Below are 20,163 nucleotides of genomic sequence, written 5' to 3'. Positions count from 1 at the left end.
GCCGGGCGCGGCCGGTGGTTCCCCGCCGTCGGCAGCCCACCGTCGGCAGCCCACCGTCGGCAGCCCGCCGTCGGCAGTCCACCAGCGGCAGCCCGCCAGCGGTGGCCCCCACCCGCCGTCCCGGCGGTCGCTCTAGCATCGGCGGGTGCTCGTCTACTCGATCCCCATGCGCACCCGGTTCCGCGGCATCACCGTCCGCGAGGGCGTGCTGCTGGAGGGGGAGCGCGGGTGGGGGGAGTTCTGCGCCTTCCTCGACTACTCCGACGCCGAGTGCGCCCCCTGGCTCGCCTGCGCCGTCGAGGCGGCCGAGGAGGGGTGGCCCGCGCCGGTGCGGGAGCGGGTCGCGGTGAACTGCACCGTGCCGGTCGTGTCCCCCGAGCGGGCGCACGCCCTGGTCTCCGCCTCCGGCTGCGGCACCGCCAAGGTCAAGGTCGCCGACCCCGGCGCGCCGCTCGCCGAGGACCTCGAACGGGTCGCGGCGGTCCGCGACGCGCTCGGGCCCGGTGGGGCCGTGCGGGTCGACGCGAACGCCGCCTGGGACGTGGACACCGCCGTCGCCGCCATCCGCGCGCTCGACCGCGCCGCGGGCGGCCTCGAGTACGTCGAGCAGCCCTGCCGCACCGTCGAGGAGCTGGCCGCCGTGCGCCGCCGCGTGGACGTGCGGATCGCGGCCGACGAGTCGATCCGCCGCGCCGAGGACCCCCTGCGGGTCGCGGTCGCGGGCGCGGCCGACGTCGCGGTGATCAAGGTCGCCCCGCTCGGCGGGGTCCGGCGGGCGCTGCGGGTGGCCGAGGCGTGCGGGCTGCCGTGCGTGGTGTCGTCGGCGGTGGAGACCTCGGTCGGCATGGCGGCCGGGCTCGCGCTCGCGGGCGCGCTGCCCGAGCTGGACTTCGCCTGCGGCCTCGGCACCCTGCCCCTGCTCGACGGCGACGTCGCCACCGCCTCGCTCGTCCCGGTCGACGGTTGGCTCCCGGTCCCGACCGCGCCCCCGGTCCCGGACCGCGCCGAGGAGTTCGCCGCCGACCCGGAGACCGCCCTGCGGTGGCGGGAGCGCCTCGCGCGGGTCGAGCGCGTGCGCGGGTGACCCGCAGGCGGGTGATCCAGGGGGGCGGGTGATCCGGGGGTTCGACGGGCGCGCGGAGAACCGCCCGCCGAACCCCGGTCCGATCACCCGACGTCATTTCCCGGAAAACGATCACGTGTCCCGTTCGTGACATTCCGCGGGACGCCCACCGGGGGCCTCACCGCCCTTCCGGCGAAATCGCGGAAAAAGCTAGCCCGTACAGCCGCCGTCACCCCGCTGAACGGGTGAAGATCATCCGATCTTCGGCCCCAGAAGATCATCCGCGTCCACGATCCGATAGGCGTAACCCTGCTCCGCCAGGAACCGCTGCCGGTGCGCCGCGTAATCGGTGTCGAGCGTGTCCCGCGAGACCACCGAGTAGAAGTGCGCCTGCCGCCCGTCCGCCTTCGGCCGCAGCAACCGCCCCAACCGCTGCGCCTCCTCTTGCCGCGACCCGAACGTCCCCGACACCTGCACCGCCACCGACGCCTCCGGCAGGTCGATCGAGAAGTTCGCGACCTTCGACACCACCAGCGTGCTCAGCTCCCCGCGCCGGAACGCGTCGAACAGCTCCTCGCGCTCCTTGTTCTTCGTCGCCCCCTGCACCACCGGGGCCCCCAGCGCCGCGCCCAGCTCCTCCAGCTGGTCCAGGTACGCGCCGATCACCAGCGCGGGCTCGCCGGGGTGCTTGTCCAGCACCGCCTTCACCACCGGCAGCTTCGTCCGCGCCGTCGAGCACAGCTTGTACCGCTCCTCCGGCTCGGCCGTCGCGTACCCGAGCCGCTCGGCGTCGGTCAGCGTCACCCGCACCTCGGTGCACTCGGCGGGCGCGATCCACCCCTGCGCCTCGATGTCCCGCCACGGCACGTCGAACCGCTTGGGCCCGATCAGGGAGAACACCTCCCCCTCCTGCCCGTCCTCGCGCACCAGCGTCGCCGTCAGCCCCAGCCGCCGCCGCGACTGGAGGTCGGCGGTCATCCGGAACACCGGCGCGGGCAGCAGGTGCACCTCGTCGTAGACGATCAGGCCCCAGTCCCGCGAGTCGAACAGCTCCAGGTGCTTGTACTCGCCCTTCGACTTCCGGGTGATCACCTGGTAGGTGGCGATCGTCACCGGGCGGATCTCCTTGCGCTCGCCCGAGTACTCGCCGACCTCGTCCTCGGTCAGCGAGGTCCGCGCGACCAGCTCCCGCTTCCACTGCCGCCCGGCGACCGTGTTCGTCACCAGGATCAGCGTGGTCGCCCCGGCCTCGGCCATGGCCGCCGCCCCGACCATCGTCTTGCCCGCCCCGCACGGCAGCACCACGACCCCGGACCCGCCCGCCCAGAACGCCTGCGCGGCCAGCCGCTGGTAGTCGCGCAGCTGCCAGCCCTCCTCGACCAGGTCGATCGGGTGCGCCTCGCCGTCCACGTAGCCGGCGAAGTCCTCCGCGGGCCAGCCGACCTTGAGCAGCAGCTGCTTCAGCCTGCCTCGCTCGCTCGGGTGAACCACGACCGTGTCGTCGTCGATCCGCGCGCCGAACATCGGCTTGATCTTCTTGTGCCGCAGCACCTCCTCCAGCACCGCCCGGTCGAGCGACTGGAGCACCAGGCCGTGCGCGGGGTGCGTGCTGAGCTGGAGCCTGCCGTAGCGGCCCATCACGTCGACCACGTCCACCAGCAGCGGCTGCGGCACCGGGTAGCGGGAGAACCGCACCAGCGCGTCCACGACCTGCTCGGCGTCGTGCCCGGCGGCCCGCGCGTTCCACAGCGCCAGCGGCGTCACCCGGTAGGTGTGCACGTGCTCGGGGGCCCGCTCCAGCTCGGCGAACGGCGCGATCGCCGCCCGCGCCTCGTCGGCCGCCGGGTGGTCGACCTCCAGCAGCAGGGTCTTGTCCGACTGGACGATCAGGGGGCCGTCGGTCACGGGCGCGCTCTCCTCGGTTGGGGCGGGGGTGTGGTGCGGGCGTCCCACCAGTGTGCGCGCCGGGCGCAAGTACGCTGTCCCGCGCCGTGGCCAGCGAGGTCGCGCAGCGACAGCCGAGGTGGTCATGAGCAGCGACGACGCCAGGAACGACACCGGCGGCAGGCCCGCGCCCAACCGCAAGGTCATCGCCGTCTCCGCCGTCGCGGTGGCCGTCCTCGCCATCGCGGGGTACGCGGTCCACGCCCTCACGGGCCCTGGCTCGTCGGCGGGCGAGTGCGTCCGGATCACCGGCGCGGACGGCGACTCGCTCGCGGTCACCCCCGACGACTGCGACGCGGACCTGGCCAACTTCCGGGTCGGCAAGGTCGTGGACGGCGCCGACGCGCCGTGCCCCGAGGAGGGCGTCTACACCGAGGCGCGCGGCCAGGGCTCCAGCACGCTCTGCCTGCTGCCGAACATGGTCGAGGGCGCCTGCTACGGCCCGGACGACCGGGGCTTCGGCGGCCTGGTCAGGTCCGCCTGCACCGGCGAGGCGACGATCAAGGTGACCAAGGTCATCGAGGGCTCCACCGACACCTCCGGCTGCCCGGACGGCGCGGGCATGTCCTACCCCGAGCCGCCCATCACGTTCTGCGTCGTCCCGGCCGACCTGTAACCGGTAGGGGTGAACCCGCTCAACCGCGCCGAGTGATTGTGCCGATGCCCCGTCCATGAGAGAGAGCGGATGGCTGATCGGCGCGGCGGCGCTGGTCCTGGCCGGGGGCTGGCTGCTGGCCGCCCCCACGGCGGGTGAGGACCTGCCCAGCGCGGGCGACTGCGCGAGCTTCGTCGGCACGGCGGACGCCCCCGGCTACGCGGCGCTGGACTGCGGGGCGGAGCAGGCGAACGCGCGGGTGCTCGGCGTGGCCGAGGTCGCGGACGCCTGCCCCGGTTCCGACGCGCGGCCCACGGCGGGCGGCGCGGTGTGCCTCGGACCCAACCTGGTGGCGGGGCACTGCTACCGGGACGACCTCCAGATGGGCCTCGTCCGGGTGACGTGCGACACGTTTGGGGCGGTCAAAATCCTGAAAGTGGCAAACAGCACATTTCCGTGCGAAGAGGGTGATCTGCTCACCCTCGGCGACCGCTCGACCGCGTTCTGCGCAACCCGCGCCGCCGACTCGCGGTAGCGACCCCGCACGCGCGCGCCGCCGGGAGGCGTGCCACCCCGCCCGGTCGGGGATACGTTCTCCGGGTCCGCCCCGCGAGAGGACGACCCGGTGACCACGCCCCCAGAAGGCCCGCAAGACCCCTGGCAGCCCTCCTGGCGGCCGGAGCCCGAGCAGCGGCCGGAGCGTCCCGGACCGGCCGTCGACCCACCTCAGCGGGCCGCTCAGCCCGCTTTCCCCTCCCAGGACACCCCCTGGGGTGCGCGGACCGGCCACGACCGGCTCCCCGACGCCCGGCCCGGCGCGGCCGACCCGGCCCCCGGCCCGCGAACCGAGCCGCGGCACGACCCGCAGACCGACCAGCGGCACGACCCGCGAACCGAGCCGGAGACCCCGCCCACCGGCCTCGCGCAGTTCGGTTTCACCGGCGAACCGGCGGACCACTCCGCGTTCACAGTGAATGGCCGAATTTCCAACCAATCGGAATTCGCAGGTCAGCGGGACCCCGCGCGATTTCCCGATTTCCACCGCGACGAGCGGTCAGCACCACCGCCGTCCGACGATTCCCTGGGTTACGCGGTGCTCGTCCAACCCCTCGGCCCCGGCAGCGCGCCCGCGCCCGAGGTCCGCTACCGCCAGCCCTGGCAGCCGGCCCACCAGGAACAACACCCCCACGACCCGGCGCGGGCGCCCCGGACCGGCCTGGCGCGCCGCACCAAGGTCGTGCTCGCCCTGGCCGCCGTCGTCCCCCTCGCGGCCGTCGTGGCCCTGTCGTTCGGCGGCGAGGACCGCCGCACCGCCGTGGCGGGGGCCGAGGCGGGCGACTGCCTCAAGGTGAACGAGGTCAGCCGCGACGGCGCCGACGTGGAAATGGTCGACTGCGCGGCCGGGGACGCGGCCTACCGCGTCGCCGTGAACCTCCCCGAGGACGATCGCTGCCCGCCCGGTGATTACGACGAGTACATCCGAGGGGGAGCGGGCAACAGGGGTTTTCGGCTTTGTCTGATGCTGAACGCCACGGACGGTGATTGCTTCAAGGAGGAAGGGGGCATCGCCGCCAGCAAGACCACAAAGGTCCGCTGCGGCTCGGGAGCCACCTACAAGGTCGCAAAGGCGCACTCGGGCACGGTTGACGAACTCGTCTGCGAATTCGACGAGAACCCACGCGTCTACCCGACGCCGCCGACCACCCTGTGCATCACCGACCCGTAAAGCAAAGGAGCCCTTCCGGACAGCGGGAAGGGCTCCTCGGCGGGATGGCGCGGGGAAACGGCGATCAGCCGGTGCTGGCCGTTCCCTCCGGCAGCAGGACCTGCACGTCCAGCTTGCCCACCAGCACGTCGGCGGTGTCCATCATGTCCGCGACGCGCTGGAGCCGCACCGAGTTGAGCGACACCGGGAAGGTGCCGATCGACACGAGCGCCGCGGTCTGCTGGTCCACGTCGATGTAGCTGGTCAGGACGTCCTGCACGGCCAGCTTGTTGTCCGAGGCGGCCTGCTGGGCCTCCTGCAGGACCGAGCGGAACAGCTTGAGGGTCTGCGGGTTGGCGTCGGCGAACTTCTTGCTCGACGCGTAGCCCGACATGGGGAAGTCCTGGGTGGGGCCGGTGGCGGTGTCGGTGATGACGCGCGCGCCGACCTCGCGCTGGGCCTTGGTGATGTACGGCTCGATCATCCACGCGGCCTGGATCTTGTCCGCGCGCAGGTCGTTGACCATCTGCGAGAACGGCATGGTGGTCAGCTCGACGCTGGACTGCTCGATCCCGGCGGTCTTGAGCACCGACGTCGTCGTCAGCGCGCCGAGGTCCTTGGTGCTGTCCACCGCGATCTTCGGCTTCCGGTTCGCGGACCTGCCCTTGATCTTCTCCGCGCTGTCGTACTGCGGGTTCGTCGTGACCAGGGCCATCGAGTTGGCCCCGGCCTGGTAGGCCTCGCCCTGGATCTGGAGCTCGGTGCCCTCCGCGACCTTGCTGAACAGCTTCACGTGGCTGCCCCACGTGATGTCGAGCGTGCTGTCGAGCTGCTTGAGGCCTTCGTCTTCGCTGCTCACGTCCACCAGCTGGACCTGGAGCCCGGCGCGCTCGAAGAGCTTGTCGTTGAGCGCGAGCTTGAGCGGAGCGACGTCGACCACGGGCAGGACACCGATCCTGAGCGTGTTGCGCTCGAGAGCGGGTGTCTCGTCCCCGGAGGTACCCGGCAGCAGTCCGCAGGCCGACAGGGTCGTTGCGCAGACGATCAGCGCTGCGGCGCGACGGAGAACACGCGCTGGGGTAGGCATGGCACCTCGTTGGTGGTTGACCTCTGGAACGGGTCTATTTTGATCTACGGAATTGGGTCGACGAACGTCGACGTTCGTGGATGGTAACCACCCGTAGGTATGAAAAGACAGCCCCAACCCGATACGGTGAGTGCTTCCGAAGGCTTCCGTAGGGTAGGGGGCTGGCACTACCATCCGCCTCTGTGGCACTGCACCGCGAGTTGTGCGGAGCGGACGGCGCCGGGGCGGGGTGCCTAGCCAGGGCTACCACCTATGTGCTGCAATTCGGCCCGATTTCGAGTCCATGCTTCGGTCCTGGGGAGAGGCCGAGGAACACTGCTGCTGGAAGAGGAAGCCCAGGGTGGCCCGACGAGAGAGAGGTTCCGGCCAGTCAGGCGTGGGGAAACCACCACGTACCGAAAGCCCCGAAATGGGTGACGGACTGGCTGCGCTGCGTGATGGAACTGTGACTGAATCAACGGGAACCGGGTTGACGACAGGCGTCAGGCAGGGGGAGGCGCGCACCGCCTCGTGGCGGCTGCAGAACTGGCGCCTGCCCACCAAGCTGGGGGCTGTCCTTCTCATCCCGACCGTGGCGGCGCTCGCCCTCGGCGGTCTGCGCGTGCAGTCCGACCTGGCGAACGCCACGCAGTTCAGTCGACTGGCCAACCAGGTGCAGTTGGAGACCGCGGTCGCGGACCTGGTGCACCAGCTCCAGCGCGAGCGCGACCTCAGCACGTGGTATGTGGCGTCGAGCAAGCAGATCGAGAGCGTCGCGCTCGACCGCCAGCTCGTGCGGGTGAGCGACGCGGTCGAGACGCTCAAGAGCAAGATCATCGACCTGAGCGGGGACTTGGCCCCGGAGACGGTCGAGCGGTTCCGCGGCACGGCCGAGCAGCTCACCCGGCTGAACAGCCTGCGCAGCGCGGTCCGCGAGACGCAGTACCCGTCAGACGCGGTCCTGCGCGTCTACTCGGAGTCCGTCGAGAGCCTCCTCGACCTTGGCGAGCAGGCCATCGGTGGCATCGACGACCCCGAGCTGGCACGGCTCCACCTGGCCACGAACGCGATGGCCCGCATCAAGGAGCAGGAGTCGCAGAAGCGCGGCATCCTGTTCGACGTCTTCCAGCGCGGCAGCTTCGCGGCCAACCAGGAGCGCGCCCTCCTGGCCGTCAACGCCGAGCTGGACGCGGCGCGCAACGACTTCCGCAAGTCCGCCACGCCCGACCAGGCCAAGATCTACGACGACACCGTCACCGGTCAGATCATCGACACCGCGAACAACATGCAGGAGACGGCGCTCAACCTCGCGGGCACCACCAGCGGGTTCGGCGACATCAGCCCCAAGGGCTGGGACGTGTCCTCCACCCTGACGGTCAACAAGACCCGCCAGGTGGAGGTCATGCTCATCGAGCAGCTGCAGAGGCTGAGCGACGAGCGCACCGGCGAGGCTCGCGCCGCGGCGTTCTACGACTCCGGCGTCGTGCTCGGCGCGCTGCTCATGGCCCTCGTCATGGCGCTGTTCGTCGCGCGGTCGATCCTCAACCCGCTGCGCCTGCTGCGCCGCACGGCGCTCGACGTGGCGGACAAGGGCCTGCCGGAGGCGGTCGAGAAGATCCTCGCCGACCCGAACCCGCAGGAGGCCGCCAAGACCGCCATCGCGCCGGTGCCCATCACCACGCGCGAAGAGGTCGGCCAGGTGGCGCGGGCGTTCGACGCGGTGCACGGCGAGGCGGTCCGACTGGCCGCCGAGCAGGCGATGCTCCGCGACAACGTCAACGCCATGTTCGTCAACCTGTCCCGCCGGTCGCAGGCGCTCGTCGAGCGCCAGCTGAACCTGATCGACCGGCTGGAGCAGGACGAGCAGGACCCGGACCAGCTCGCCAGCCTGTTCGAGCTGGACCACCTCGCGACGCGGATGCGCCGCAACAGCGAGAACCTGCTGGTGCTCTCGGGCACCGACCTGTCCCGGCGGCTCACCCGCCCGGTCCCCGTCGCCGAGGTCCTCGGCGCCGCGGTGTCCGAGGTCGAGCAGTACGCCAGGGTCCAGGTCGGCCAGACCCCGGAGCTCACCGTCCAGGGCCGCGCGGTCAACGACCTCGTGCACCTGATCGCGGAGCTGCTCGACAACGCGACCGCCTTCTCGGACCCGGTGACCAAGGTCACCGTGCGCACGGCCCGCACCCGCAAGGGCGAGCTGGCGATCGAGATCCAGGACCGCGGCGTCGGCATGAGCGACCAGGACCTGCGCGACGCCAACGAGCGGCTGGCCAACCCGCCGGACGTCGACGTCGCCGTCTCCCGCCGCATGGGCCTGTACGTGGTCGCGCGGCTGGCCAAGCGGCACGACGTCAAGGTCAGGCTCCGGGGCAACGAGGACATCGAGGGCGGCACCACCGCGCTCGTCACCGTCCCCGAGGCGCTGGTCACCTCGGCCGGTCAAACCGCCCACCCGATGGGCGCGGACCTGATCGGCTCGCCCAGCGCACCGGCCCCGAGCGCCTTCCCGAGCCCGAACACCGCCCAGCGCGCCAGCGGCATCGCGGGCGCCTTCGGCGGCGGCAACGGCACGGCGGGCGTCACCACCAGGCACGACGAGGAGTCCAGCTACCCGGCGGTCAGCTTCATGTCGACCGACGTGGACGCCGACGCGACCCGCGCGCCCTACCGGGCCGAGGTGCCGCAGGAGACCTCCGCGGAGATCTCCCAGGCGTCCTGGCTGCCCATGGTCGAGGAGCAGCCCCCCGCGGTGGCGCGGGACGCGCAGAACGAGCCCACGGGCACGTTCGGCTCGCCCACCCTCTTCACCGCCTACGAGGACCGCGACGCTCCCCAGGCGGACCACGAGCACGGCTACCAGACCACCCAGTTCCCGGCCGTGGACGACTCGGCGAACGCGTTCGCGCCGTTCGCCGCGCCGCTGCCGGAACCGGAGCCCGAGCCGGAGCCCGAGCCCGAGCCGGAACCGGTCGTCTTCCAGCGGAGCAGCGCACCCAGGGCGTCCGCGCCCGCGCGGCCCGTGGTCGACGACACGCCGACGGAACGCCTCCCGATCTACGAGGCCGTCCTGTCGCAGTGGTTCCAGTCCGTGGGAAGCGAGACGTCCGCGGGGACCACCCAGGCCGTTCCGCCCGCCCCGGCCGCACCCGCTCCGCGCCCCGCGCGGCAGGATGTGCAGCCGGAACCCCAGCGGGAGGAGGCTCCTCTGCCCACGCGCAAGCCACGCCCGGTGTCGGAGCAGGCCCAGGAAGCCGCCGCCCCGAGCAGCGCCATCGAGAACGGTCTGCCCAAGCGGCAGCCCGGTTCGCAGAGCAACATGTCCAAGCGCACACTGGAGACGAGCAGGGTGAGCGAGCCGGAGGCCGTCCAGGCCGAACCGGCGGCAAAGGCGAGCCCCGCGTCCGTCTGGCAGTCGCCCGCGGACGAGGGCTGGCAGGCCGCGCAGTCCCTGCTCAGCAGCACCCCCGACGCCACGACGCAGGCAGGGCTCCCGAAGCGGAAGCCCAAGGCTCAGCTTGTGCCGGGCAGCGCCGCGCCCCTCGCGGGCGCGACGCAGCAACCGCAGCAGCCCCCGCTGCCACCACGATCGGCAGATGTCATTCGTGGACGCATGTCCAGTCTTCAGCAGGGCGTCCGTCGGGGGCGGCACGCGCTGATCGACGCTTACGCTGGTGACATGTCGAGCCGGCAAGACGAGGAGCAGGAGTGACGACCGCAGCTCAGCCAGGAAGCTTTGGTTGGCTTATCACCGACTTCGTGCGTCGGGTTCCCGGCGTCGCGCATTCCGTTGTGGTGTCGGCGGACGGGCTTCTGCTCGCCGGCTCCCAGGGACTGCCGAGGGACCGCGCCGAGCAGCTCTCCGCTGTGGCCTCTGGCCTGGTGAGCCTCACCACAGGCGCCGCCAGGTGCTTCGAGGCGGGCACGGTGAACCAGACCGTGGTGGAGATGGAGCGGGGCTACCTGTTCCTGATGTCCATCAGCGACGGCTCCTGCCTCGCGGTGCTCGCAGCCCCGAACTGCGACATCGGTCTGGTCGCCTACGAGATGACCCTGCTGGTCGAGCGAGTCGGCCAGCAGCTCACCCCGGAGCTGCGCGCGCAGCTCCAGGGCGTGGTTCGGCGGTAGACCTCATGAGATCGTGGGGGTGAGTAAATGGCTGAACGATCTGGCGCTGACGGCCGTGCCTTCGGTAGGAACTTCAACTACCAGGAGTGGGCGACCGGCGGATTCCGGTTCGTGGAGCCGGATGCTCATCCCACGCAGGACGAGGAAGCCGAGGACGCACCCAGCCCGTGGGCGGAGCAGGCCCGAAGAGCACGGGACGAAGGAACAGAGCAGGGGCAAGGCGATATGGCTCAGCGTGAGGTTGAAGACTCGTCGTACGACTACGACGACGTTCCCAACCGATTCGACATCGACGGGTACGGCAGCGGCCTGTTCGGAGGTCCGGGTGCCGACCTGTTCGGTGCCCACGGCTTGCCCGAGAGCGTGCCGGAGCAGCTCCCGTACACAACCGGACCTCAGCCGGTCGTGCGACAGGAGGAGCACCCGGCGGCCGAATCAGGCTCGTTGGTCCGCCCGTACACCCGGACCGGCGGCCGAACCCGGCCCGACTACGACCTGGCGATCGAGGCGCTGATCTCCACCAGCGAACGAGGACTCGAGCGCGACGCGGCGGTGCTCCCCGAGCACCGCTCCATCTGCGGGCTGTGCACCGACACCAGGTCGGTGGCCGAGGTCGCCGCGCTGCTCCGGCTTCCGCTGGGCGTGGCGCGGGTGCTCATCGGCGACATGGCCAGCATGGGTTTGGTTTTGATTCACCAGGGCGGCATGGTTGTGGGGGACAAGCCGTCCATCGATTTCCTTGAGAGGGTGCTCAGTGGGCTTCGCAGGCTCTAGCCCCAACGCCGCCGCAGAAGGCGCACGGAAGCCTACGACCTCCGCGAAGATCGTGGTGGCCGGCGGCTTCGGCGTGGGCAAGACGACGTTCGTCGGCTCCGTGTCGGAGATCGTGCCGCTGACCACCGAGGCGGTGATGACGGAGGCCAGTGCGGGGGTCGACGACCTCTCCGCAACGCCCAACAAGGTCACCACCACGGTCGCGATGGACTTCGGCCGGGTCTCGTTGGACAGCGACCTGATCCTGTACCTGTTCGGTACGCCCGGTCAGCACCGCTTCTGGTTCATGTGGGACGACCTCGTGCGGGGCGCCATCGGCGCCATCGTGCTGGTCGACACCCGCAGGCTGGCCGACGCGTTCGCTTCGATCGACTTCTTCGACGACCGGCAGCTGCCGTACGTCGTCGGGGTCAACTGCTTCGACGGTCTGCTCCACCACCGCATCGAGGACGTCCGCGAGGCACTGACGATCGACCAGTCGGTCCCGATCGTCACCTGCGACGCCCGCAACCGGCAGTCGACCAAGCAGACGCTCATCACGCTGGTCGAGCACGCGATGCGCCAGTGGATGTCCGTTCGCGCGGGCTGAACCGGCTCCTGACGGCCTGAAGGGCGGCTCCCCACCGGGGGAGCCGCCCTTCAGCGTTCTAGCGGTTCTAGCCGTTCTGACGGCTCGTTCCTCAGCCGCCGATGTTCAGCAGGCCGCCGAGCAGGCCGCCGTGGTGGCCGCCCAGGCCCAGCAGGCCGCCGTGGCCGTGGCCACCGAGGTCGATGTCGGCGTCGATGTCCAGGTCGAGGTCGAGCAGGTCGTCGAGCAGGTCGCCCAGCAGACCGTCGTGGTCGTGGTGGTGGATCAGCCACAGCCACTCGGCGGCGCTCAGCCTGCCGTCGGAGGCCACCTCGGCGACGTCCTGCTGCGCCTCGGCCATCGGGGCGGCCGTGGTGGTCATGACGATGTCGGTCGCGGCGGGCGCGACCTCGGCGACGGCGGGCTGCACGACCTCCGCGGCCTGCTCCACCGGCTGCTGCTGGGCGGGGACGCCCTCCTTGGAGTCGCCGCCGGTCAGGGAACCGGTGAGCGAGCCGCTGCCGGAGACGGTGGCGGTGACGGGCTTGACCGAGCCCAGGACCGAGCCGACGGTGCTCGTCACGGCCGGGATGGTCGTGGCGGGAGCGGTCGCGGCGGGCAGGGTCGGCGCCGTGACGGCGGGCAGGGTCGGCGCGGTGGCCGGGTTCGAGCCCGCGATCGAGGTGATCGGGTTGGTCGCGGCCTGCGCGATGCTGCTGGCCAGGTTGGTCGCGCTGGTCACGGCGCTGGTGGTGTCGGTGAGCACGTCCTGCACGCCGGTGGTGGCGGTGTCGACGATGTCGCCCGCGCCGGAGACCAGGTCGCCCGCGCCGGACACGATGTCGCCCGCGGTGTCGGTGAGGTCGCCCGCGACCTCGCCCGCGTCACCGGCGACCTCGCCGATGCCGCTGACCGCGTCGGTCACGTCCTCGACGGTGTCGGTGACGGTGCCGGGCAGGCCGGTGACGGCGTCGGGCAGCGCGGTGCCGGGCACGATGGTGCCGGGCGCGGTGTCGCCACCGCTGGTGCTGTCACCGCCGCTGACGCCGGGCAGGCTCGGCAGGCCGGAGCCCGAGCCGGTGCCGGGGAGCACGATCAGGCCGCCGTTGCCGCCGCCGATGTTGAGGTCGGCGTCGACGTCCGCGTCGAGGTCGATGTCCAGCAGGTCGCCCAGGTCGAGCAGGCCGCCGTGGCCGTCGAGCAGGTCGCCGAGCAGGCCGTCGTTCCCGCCGTCGAGGTCGAGGTCCACGACCGCGTCGAGGTCGACGTCGCCGAGCAGGTCGCCCAGGAGGCCGTCACCGTCGCCGAGCAGGTCGTCCAGGTCGAGCAGGCCGCCGTCGGAGCCGAGCACGGCGTCGACGTCCAGGTCGATGTCGCCCAGCAGGTCGTTGCCGCCGAGCAGGTCGCCCACGTTCACCACCGCGTGGGTCTGGTCGAGCAGGTCGTCCAGGTCGGACGGGTCGATCACGACCGTGGCGCCGTCGAGCAGGTCTTCCAGGTCGCCGACGGACCACAGGGACCCGTTGCCGAGCACGTCCTGCAGGTCGTCCAAGGTCCACCAGTGGCACCAGTGGTCGTCACCGCCGAGCGACAGGGACAGGTCGATGTCCCCGTCCAGGTCGAGCAGGCGCTCGGTGGCACCGGGCGCGGTCCGCTCGGCCTGGTCCCCGGTCGACGCCGCGGGGGCGACGGGGGTGGCCAGGGCGTTGCCGGCGGAGAAGGCACATGTCGCGGCGGCAACCGCGAGCACGAGCGCTCCCCTTCGGAAGATCGCCATGCGATTACTCCTCATGAATGGTCTGTTTGGGCGCACGGGAACGCCCGTTCAGACGCTAGAGGTAGTGGCGATCACCGGAGGGTGATCAAGTTCCGTCGATCAGGGATGACTGACCGTCACTTGTGGACGATCGCCACCGAGGTGATCCGGTGCAGCGGGAAGCGCCGCACCTCTCCGTAGCCGACGTCCACCCCCTCCAGGACTCCACCACCCACCACCTGCGGCTTTATCACCCGGCTTGCGGCGGTGCCGTGCCCGTCCACGAAGTCCACCAGCACCTCGCCGCCCTCTCGGGCGGCCTGCTGGAGCACCGCCAAGGTCGCCGACGGCCCCGATCCGAGGTTCCCTGGAACCGTCACCCGTGCACCCGCGGTAGTCGTGGCCGCCCGATCGCCCGCCCGGAGCTGCCGGACGAGCTCCGCCAGCTGCTCCGGCGAGGCCGTCGGAGGGGGCGGCGACTTCCGCCTGCCCCGGCCGGTGATCCGCCGCCCGCCCGCGCGCAGGTCGACCACCTGCCCGCCCGCGTCCTCGGCGACCGGCGCGAAGCCCGCGCCGCGCAGCCCGGCCAGCACCTCGGCCAGCGGCAGCGGCGACACCAGCACGGTCGGCGCGATCCGGCGCAGCTCCAGCGCGTCCGACGCGGGGTGCGCGAGCACCTCGGCCACCAGCACCGGGTCGTCGCAGCGCAGGAACGACCCGGCGGGGCCGCCGCGCAGCCGCCCGTGCTTGCGGGCGGTGTCGTCCACCAGGTAGGTCAGCGACTGGGGGACGGGCGTGCGGGAGCGGGAGCGGAACAGCTCGTGCAGGTCGTCGGCGGTGCGCCCGGAGTCGAGCGCCCGCCGCACGGTCCGCTCGTCCACCCGGTACACGGTGGCGTGCCCGGCCGACTCGACGTCGGCGACCAGCGCCATCTCCTCGGCCAGCTCCGGCTCCAGCCTGCCGGGGGCCACCACGGTCAGGTCGGCCTGCACCAGCACGTGGTCGACCGGGTCGGGCAGCGCGTCGGCCAGCCGCTTCGCCGCCGCCGCCGCGCCCTCGCCGAGCAGCGCGCGACCCGCGCCGGTCACCGCGCCGAGCGCGAGCACGCCCAGCGCCGTGCCCTCCTCGACGGTCCAGCGCACCAGCTCGTCGCGCAGCCTCCCGCCGCGCCGGGGCGCCCGCCAGGCCAGCGTCGCGGCCAGCCCGGCCACGTCCGGCGCGGCGGTGCCCGGCTCCAGCTCGGCCAGCGCCTCCAGCACCCGCCTGCGGTCCTTGGGGGCGGCGGCCCGCGCCAGCTCGGGGGCCAGCGGGTTCAGCAGCCGGTCGCGGTCGTCGCGCCCGCCGACCAGCCCCGGCAGCCTGCCCAGCTCCAGCCAGGCCTGCGCGAGCACCGCCCAGCGCTGCTCGGGCCCGGCGGCCAGCCACGGGTCCGCCTGCGCGGTCGGCACCCACTCCGGCTCCAGGCCCGCGCTGTCGCCGACCAGGCCCGCGGACACCGCCAGCTCCACCAGCAGCGCGGCCCGCTCCTCGGTCACGTCCAGGTCCTTGGCCACCCGGCGCAGCTCGCGCACGCCCAGCCCGCCGGAGCGCAGCACGGCGGGCGGCTCCTGCGACCAGGCCGCGACCAGCCCCTCCACGTGCCTGACCAGCTCCAGCACCGCGCCCGCGCCGGGGCCGTCCACCCGGCCGGGGTCGTGCGCCTGGGTGCGCAGCGCGGGCTCCTCGGCGACCAGGTCCCCGAGCGGCCGGTCGCCGCGCACGGCCAGCCCCACCTCGCGGGGCAGCTCCACGGTGGACTGGTCGCGGCGCACCAGCAGGCCGCGCGCCAGCAGCTTCTGGATCGGGCTGGTCGCCCGCTCCAGCGACACCACGTGCGCGGCGTCCTTGGTCTGACCGGTCGGCCGCCCGGTCGCCAGCGCGGCCAGCACCCGAGTCTCGCCCTCGTCCAGCCCGGACAGGTCCGCGCCCGCCAGCGACGGCACCGAGCGGCCGAGGCCGCACGGGAACGGCGAGACCGCGTCGCGGGCCGAGGCCGGGACGCGCAGCGCGGAGTCCGGGCCCCACAGCAGCCCGCGCGAGCGCAGCAGCGCCACCGGTCGGGCGACCGTCACCCGGTGCGGCTTGAACAGGGCGCGCAGCGCGGAGATCGGGACCGGGGCGCGGTCGGCGTCCAGCACCAGCAGCGCCTCCAGCGCGGTCAGCGCCAGCGAGTCCAGGTCCTCGCAGGCCCGCGCGACCGAGGAGCGGGACCCCAGCCGGGTGGCCAGCACCGAGGTGTCGGCGGGCGGGGGAGTGGCCAGGTCGGGGCGGGCGCGCAGCAGCGCGACCAGGACCGGGTCGGCCTGGTCGCGCAACCAGTCGGCGAGCGTGGTGCCGGACATCTTCACCACGGTATATGCCGGTGGGGCACACTTGACCACGACGTAGGCACCACCGAGGAGGAATCGTGGCCAAGGCCCGCCCGGAGCGAATCGACCCCCAATGGCCGGAGGCGCCCGCCGGCCACAAGCACGCCGTGAGCGAGCTGGCCAGCGACATGCAGGGCGCGCTGTCCCCGTTCGGCGGCACCACGTTCCCCCGCCCGCCGGAGGAGCTCGGCTACCACCACCCGAGCACCACGATCAACCGCTAGAAGGCCGGTTCGCGCGCGGCGAACGCGAGCCGCGCGCGTTCCGGAAACCGGTCGGGGCTACTCTCGCTCACCAGTTTGAGCAGCCCCGAACTCGGAGGATTCCCGATGCCGGTCCCCGGCCCTGGTTACTCGATCACCGTTCGCCTGGAGGCGCCGCCCTCGGCGAGCGCTGCGGGAGACCTGACCTCCGCCGTCGGCCGGGCTGGTGGCGTCATCACCGCGTTCGACGTCGTGGAGTCCCACAACGACCGGGTGATCATCGACCTCACCTGCAACGCGCTGTCCGCGAACCACGCCAAGGACATCACCGACACCCTGGAGCAGCTGCCGGGGATCGTCGTGCGCAAGGTCTCCGACCGGACCTTCCTGGTCCACCTCGGCGGCAAGATCGAGATCTCGTCGAAGGTGCCGCTGCGCAACCGCGACGACCTCTCCCGCGCCTACACGCCCGGCGTCGCCCGCGTGTGCCAGGCCATCGCGGAGAACCCCGAGGACGCGCGCCGCCTCACCATCAAGCGCAACACCGTGGCGGTCGTCACGGACGGCTCCGCCGTGCTGGGCCTGGGCAACCTCGGCCCCGCCGCCGCGCTGCCGGTGATGGAGGGCAAGGCGGCGCTGTTCAAGAAGTTCGCGGGCGTCGACGCCTGGCCGGTCTGCCTGGACACCCAGGACACCGAGGAGATCATCCGCGCCGTCGAGCTGATCGCCCCGGTGTACGGCGGCATCAACCTGGAGGACATCGCCGCGCCGCGCTGCTTCGAGATCGAGGCCCGGCTGCGGGAGAAGCTCGACATCCCGGTGTTCCACGACGACCAGCACGGCACGGCGATCGTCGTCGTCGGCGCCCTGCGCAACGCGCTGCGCGTGGTCGGCAAGGACATCTCCGAGTGCAAGATCGTGGTCTGCGGCGTCGGCGCGGCGGGCTCGGCGATCATCCGCCTGCTGCTCAAGCAGGCCCCCGGCGACGTCGTCGCGGTCGACGTGGACGGCATCGTGCACCGCGACCGGCCGGGCATGGACCCGAACCTGGCGTCCATCGCGGACACCACGAACAAGGAGAACGTCTCCGGCAGGCTGCACGACGCGCTCGTGGGCGCGGACGTGTTCATCGGCGTCTCCGCGCCGAACCTGTTCGGGGCCGAGCAGGTCGCGACCATGAACAGCGACGCGATCGTGTTCGCGCTGGCCAACCCGGACCCGGAGATCGACCCGATGGAGGCGCAGAAGCACGCCGCCGTCGTGGCCACCGGGCGCAGCGACTTCCCGAACCAGATCAACAACGTCCTGGCGTTCCCCGGCGTGTTCCGGGGGCTGCTCGACGCGAACGCCAACACCATCACCGACGAGATGATGCTGGCCGCCGCCACGGCTATCGCGGACGTGGTGGACGGGGACCGGCTGAACGCGTCGTTCATCGTGCCGAGCGTGTTCGACACCACGGTCGCGCCCGCCGTGGCGGAGGCCGTGCGCAAGGTCGCGGCCGAGCTGAAGGCGGCCGAGCGGGCCTGAGCCGGGGCCGGGACCGGGCTCGGCCCGGTTCGGCGGTGCGACCACGTCGCCGGGGTGCCCTCGGGCGCCCCGGCGACGTGCGTTCGTGGGGCGAGTGGTCGGACGGGGCGAGGCTCGGTGGCGCGTTCGGGTCCGGTGCGTTCGGGTCCGGTGCGTTCGGCTGGGCAGCATCCTGGGGACGCGTGTCCGGGTGCGGTGCGTTCGGCGGGGCGGTGTCCCGGCGGCGCGCGTTCGGGTCCGGTGCGCCCGGCGGGGCCGCGTCCCGGCCGCCTGCGGGTTCGGCGGGCCGGGGTCCGAAGTGGACGGCGCGGGGCGGCGCTCCCCCTTCCGGTGTCGACCGGTCCGGGGACGCGCGGGCCCGGAGGGCAGGTCGGTGGCGGGGTGCGCGGGTGGTGTTGCCTAGCATCGGGCCATGAGCCAGTTCACCCACATCGATGCGAGCGGCGCGGCGCGCATGGTCGACGTCACCGACAAGCCGGCCACCGCCCGCACCGCCGTGGCCACCGGGGTGCTGCGCACCACGGCCGAGGTCGTGCGCCTGCTGGCCGCCGACGACCTGCCCAAGGGCGACGCGCTGGCCACCGCCCGCATCGCCGGGATCATGGCCGCCAAGCGCACCTCGGAGCTGGTGCCGCTGTGCCACCCCATCGCGCTGTCGGGCGTCAAGGTCGACCTGGAGCTGGGCGAGGCCGAGGTGCGGGTCACCGCGACCGTGCGCACCGCCGACCGGACCGGCGTGGAGATGGAGGCGCTGACCGCCGTGTCCGTCGCCGGGCTCGCGCTGCACGACATGGTGAAGGCCGTCGACCCGGCCGCGAGCATGGACGCGGTGCGGGTCGAGCGCAAGGAGGGCGGCAAGACCGGCCTGTGGGAGCGCCCCGCGTGAGCGCGCCGAGGGCGGCCCGCGTGGTGACGGCGTCCAACCGGGCCTCGGCCGGGGTGTACGCCGACCGGGGCGGGCCGCTGATCGTCGGGTGGCTGCGCGAGCGCGGCTACGCCGTGCCGGACCCGGCGGTCGTGCCGGACGGCGAGCCGGTGGCCGAGGCGCTGCGCGCGGCGGTCGCCGACGGGGTCGCGGTGGTGATCACCACCGGCGGCACCGGCATCAGCCCCACCGACCGCACGCCCGAGGCGACCCGGTCGGTGCTGGACTTCGAGGTCCCCGGACTGGCCGACGCCATCCGGATGTCGGGCTGGCCCGCCGTGCCCGGCTCGGTGCTCTCGCGCGGCGTCGCCGGGGTCGCCGGACGCACACTGGTGGTGAACCTGCCGGGATCCACCGGCGGGGTGAAGGACGGTTTGGCGGTGCTCGACGCCGTGCTGGAGCACGCGGTCGAGCAGGTTGGTGGAGGTGATCACCGGTGACCGAGGTGCTGCGGGCGGCCGTGACCGAGGACCCGATCTCGGTCGACGAGCACGCGAAGCTCGTGGAGCACGCCTCGGCGGGGGCGGTGGTGACGTTCTCCGGCGTCGTGCGCGACCACGACCACGGGCGGTCGGTGCGGGAGCTGGAGTACCACGGGCACCCGAGCGCGGGTGACGTCGTGGCCGAGGTGGTGTCGGACGTGGCCGGGCGCTTCGAGGGCGTCCGCGCGGTCGCGGTGTCGCACCGCGTGGGCCCGCTGGCGATCGGCGACGTGGCGCTGGCGGTGGCCGTCTCGGCGGCGCACCGGGGCGCGGCGTTCGCGGTGTGCTCGGAGCTCGTGGACGAGGTGAAGCGCAGGCTCCCGGTGTGGAAGCGGCAGGTCTTCGCCGACGGCAGCGACGAGTGGGTCAACTGCCCCTGAACCGCCAGGAGCGCGGCCTCGGAGGATCTCGCCGAGGTCGCGCTCGCGACGCGGTTCACGTGCGGGGTGTGCGGTGGGGACCGGACGCGCCCGAAGTGGGGGTCTCCTGCTCGGCGGGCGCACTCCGGAGAACGGCTGCGCGTCGGGCGAGCTGAGCGGAAACCCCAGGAAGGCGGGAACCCCCGACGCCGCACGAGGGAGAGGGCGTCGGGGGTTCCGCTGCGTCGCAGGGCCGCCGTCACCGGGGCCTGCGGGTCTGGCTGCTTGCCGGCCGGCTCGCCTCGGCTGCGCCATCGGCGAGGGTTCTCGCTCACGCTCCGCGTGAGCGAGGAGCGATCACTTGGTCGCGATCTTCATGCCGGACATGATCAGGTCGGCGTTCGGGATGTACTGCTTGTTCAGCTCGTGCAGCTTGGCCCACCCGCCCTCGACCTTCAGCTCCGAGGCGATCTTCGACAGGGTGTCCCCCGCCTTGATCTCGTAGTCGCCGTTCGGGTTGCTCTGGGGCAGCGCCACGACCACGGGGGCCGCCTGCTGCTGCACGGGGGCCGTCGCGCGCTTCTGCGGCGCCGACTGCTGCTGGGGCGCGGGCGCCGCCTGCTGGGGCGCGGGCGCGGTGCGCGCCGGGGCCGCGCCGCC

18 protein-coding genes are annotated in these 20,163 nt (G+C 72.7%); 13 read left to right on the top strand and 5 right to left on the bottom strand.

Annotated features, from left to right (window positions below):
* The first annotated feature begins 145 nt into the window (after positions 1-145).
* Complete coding sequence (locus ACTUAL_RS07260) at positions 146-1,084, top strand: o-succinylbenzoate synthase (protein ID WP_440899703.1); 939 nt, start codon at positions 146-148, stop codon at positions 1,082-1,084.
* A 231-nt stretch (positions 1,085-1,315) separates the two neighbouring features.
* Here the strand turns inward: ACTUAL_RS07260 and ACTUAL_RS07255 are convergent, their stop codons facing one another.
* Complete coding sequence (locus ACTUAL_RS07255; RefSeq protein ID WP_440899702.1) at positions 1,316-2,968, bottom strand: DNA repair helicase XPB; 1,653 nt, start codon at positions 2,966-2,968, stop codon at positions 1,316-1,318.
* Between the two features lie 124 nt (positions 2,969-3,092).
* Between ACTUAL_RS07255 and ACTUAL_RS07250 the strand changes: the two genes are divergently transcribed.
* The 3 genes from ACTUAL_RS07250 to ACTUAL_RS07240 all read left to right on the top strand — a co-directional run bounded on the left by ACTUAL_RS07250 (position 3,093) and on the right by ACTUAL_RS07240 (position 5,328).
* On the top strand, positions 3,093-3,623 hold the full coding sequence (locus ACTUAL_RS07250; RefSeq protein WP_440899701.1) for an LppU/SCO3897 family protein: 531 nt from the start codon (positions 3,093-3,095) through the stop codon (positions 3,621-3,623).
* Positions 3,624-3,678: 55 nt separating this feature from the next.
* Complete coding sequence (locus ACTUAL_RS07245) at positions 3,679-4,137, top strand: LppU/SCO3897 family protein (protein WP_096491298.1); 459 nt, start codon at positions 3,679-3,681, stop codon at positions 4,135-4,137.
* 90 nt (positions 4,138-4,227) lie between these two features.
* Positions 4,228-5,328, top strand: a complete 1,101-nt coding sequence (locus ACTUAL_RS07240; RefSeq protein WP_440899700.1) for an LppU/SCO3897 family protein — start codon at positions 4,228-4,230, stop codon at positions 5,326-5,328.
* A 64-nt stretch (positions 5,329-5,392) separates the two neighbouring features.
* Here the strand turns inward: ACTUAL_RS07240 and ACTUAL_RS07235 are convergent, their stop codons facing one another.
* Entirely contained in the window at positions 5,393-6,394 is a 1,002-nt protein-coding gene (locus tag ACTUAL_RS07235) for an ABC transporter substrate-binding protein (protein ID WP_096491300.1), read from the bottom strand.
* Between the two features lie 469 nt (positions 6,395-6,863).
* On the opposite strand from ACTUAL_RS07235, the gene ACTUAL_RS07230 reads away from it, so the two are divergent.
* From ACTUAL_RS07230 to ACTUAL_RS07215, 4 genes are read left to right on the top strand one after another with little or no spacing between them, the layout of a single operon-like run.
* Positions 6,864-10,082 carry a nitrate- and nitrite sensing domain-containing protein gene (locus ACTUAL_RS07230; protein ID WP_440899699.1) on the top strand — a complete coding sequence of 1,073 codons (3,219 nt, stop codon included), beginning with the start codon at positions 6,864-6,866 and terminating at the stop codon, positions 10,080-10,082.
* Positions 10,079-10,498: a roadblock/LC7 domain-containing protein gene (locus ACTUAL_RS07225; RefSeq protein WP_012783089.1), complete on the top strand. Its 420-nt coding sequence runs from the start codon at positions 10,079-10,081 to the stop codon at positions 10,496-10,498. Before ACTUAL_RS07230 ends, ACTUAL_RS07225 begins: the two co-directional genes overlap by 4 nt.
* Before the next feature lie 27 nt (positions 10,499-10,525).
* Positions 10,526-11,272: a DUF742 domain-containing protein gene (locus ACTUAL_RS07220; RefSeq protein ID WP_041836526.1), complete on the top strand. Its 747-nt coding sequence runs from the start codon at positions 10,526-10,528 to the stop codon at positions 11,270-11,272.
* Positions 11,253-11,861 carry a GTP-binding protein gene (locus tag ACTUAL_RS07215; RefSeq protein WP_012783091.1) on the top strand — a complete coding sequence of 203 codons (609 nt, stop codon included), beginning with the start codon at positions 11,253-11,255 and terminating at the stop codon, positions 11,859-11,861. The genes ACTUAL_RS07220 and ACTUAL_RS07215 overlap by 20 nt, the downstream gene beginning before the upstream one ends.
* A 91-nt stretch (positions 11,862-11,952) precedes the next feature.
* Here the strand turns inward: ACTUAL_RS07215 and ACTUAL_RS07210 are convergent, their stop codons facing one another.
* Positions 11,953-13,617, bottom strand: coding sequence for a hypothetical protein (locus tag ACTUAL_RS07210; protein ID WP_440899698.1), 1,665 nt, complete (start codon positions 13,615-13,617; stop codon positions 11,953-11,955).
* Positions 13,618-13,733: 116 nt separating this feature from the next.
* On the bottom strand, positions 13,734-15,977 hold the full coding sequence (locus ACTUAL_RS07205) for a helicase-associated domain-containing protein (protein ID WP_440899697.1): 2,244 nt from the start codon (positions 15,975-15,977) through the stop codon (positions 13,734-13,736).
* A 65-nt stretch (positions 15,978-16,042) separates the two neighbouring features.
* Between ACTUAL_RS07205 and ACTUAL_RS07200 the strand changes: the two genes are divergently transcribed.
* The 5 genes from ACTUAL_RS07200 (at position 16,043) to ACTUAL_RS07180 (ending at position 19,524) form a co-directional block, all read left to right on the top strand.
* Positions 16,043-16,228 (top strand): hypothetical protein, encoded by a 186-nt coding sequence (locus ACTUAL_RS07200; RefSeq protein ID WP_096491303.1) that lies wholly within the window; start codon positions 16,043-16,045, stop codon positions 16,226-16,228.
* A gap of 105 nt (positions 16,229-16,333) precedes the next feature.
* The gene (locus tag ACTUAL_RS07195) at positions 16,334-17,737 is read left to right on the top strand and encodes an NAD-dependent malic enzyme (protein WP_440899696.1); all 1,404 of its coding nucleotides are present in this window, start codon (positions 16,334-16,336) and stop codon (positions 17,735-17,737) included.
* A gap of 412 nt (positions 17,738-18,149) precedes the next feature.
* Positions 18,150-18,623: a cyclic pyranopterin monophosphate synthase MoaC gene (gene moaC / locus ACTUAL_RS07190; RefSeq protein WP_012783096.1), complete on the top strand. Its 474-nt coding sequence runs from the start codon at positions 18,150-18,152 to the stop codon at positions 18,621-18,623.
* A complete protein-coding gene (locus ACTUAL_RS07185; RefSeq protein WP_096497560.1) occupies positions 18,620-19,102 on the top strand; it encodes a MogA/MoaB family molybdenum cofactor biosynthesis protein in 483 nt (160 codons plus the stop codon). The genes moaC and ACTUAL_RS07185 overlap by 4 nt, the downstream gene beginning before the upstream one ends.
* Positions 19,099-19,524 carry a molybdenum cofactor biosynthesis protein MoaE gene (locus ACTUAL_RS07180; RefSeq protein WP_012783098.1) on the top strand — a complete coding sequence of 142 codons (426 nt, stop codon included), beginning with the start codon at positions 19,099-19,101 and terminating at the stop codon, positions 19,522-19,524. The genes ACTUAL_RS07185 and ACTUAL_RS07180 overlap by 4 nt, the downstream gene beginning before the upstream one ends.
* A gap of 336 nt (positions 19,525-19,860) precedes the next feature.
* Here the strand turns inward: ACTUAL_RS07180 and ACTUAL_RS07175 are convergent.
* A partial coding sequence (locus tag ACTUAL_RS07175; RefSeq protein ID WP_440899695.1) for a LysM peptidoglycan-binding domain-containing protein occupies positions 19,861-20,163 on the bottom strand: 303 nt, incomplete at its 5' end.

This window comes from Actinosynnema sp., from assembly GCF_052038725.1.
This window is presented reverse-complemented; position numbering and strand designations above follow the sequence as displayed.

Excerpts from the sequence above, each read along its gene's own strand:
- moaC (WP_012783096.1), top strand. The coding sequence starts at position 18,150 with ATGAGCCAGTTCACCCACATCGATGCGAGCGGCGCGGCGCGCATGGTC.
- ACTUAL_RS07250 (WP_440899701.1), top strand. The coding sequence starts at position 3,093 with ATGAGCAGCGACGACGCCAGGAACGACACCGGCGGCAGGCCCGCGCCC.
- ACTUAL_RS07210 (WP_440899698.1), bottom strand. The coding sequence starts at position 13,617 with ATGGCGATCTTCCGAAGGGGAGCGCTCGTGCTCGCGGTTGCCGCCGCG.
- ACTUAL_RS07205 (WP_440899697.1), bottom strand. The coding sequence starts at position 15,977 with ATGTCCGGCACCACGCTCGCCGACTGGTTGCGCGACCAGGCCGACCCG.
- ACTUAL_RS07195 (WP_440899696.1), top strand. The coding sequence starts at position 16,334 with ATGCCGGTCCCCGGCCCTGGTTACTCGATCACCGTTCGCCTGGAGGCG.
- ACTUAL_RS07245 (WP_096491298.1), top strand. The coding sequence starts at position 3,679 with ATGAGAGAGAGCGGATGGCTGATCGGCGCGGCGGCGCTGGTCCTGGCC.
- ACTUAL_RS07235 (WP_096491300.1), bottom strand. The coding sequence starts at position 6,394 with ATGCCTACCCCAGCGCGTGTTCTCCGTCGCGCCGCAGCGCTGATCGTC.
- ACTUAL_RS07220 (WP_041836526.1), top strand. The coding sequence starts at position 10,526 with ATGGCTGAACGATCTGGCGCTGACGGCCGTGCCTTCGGTAGGAACTTC.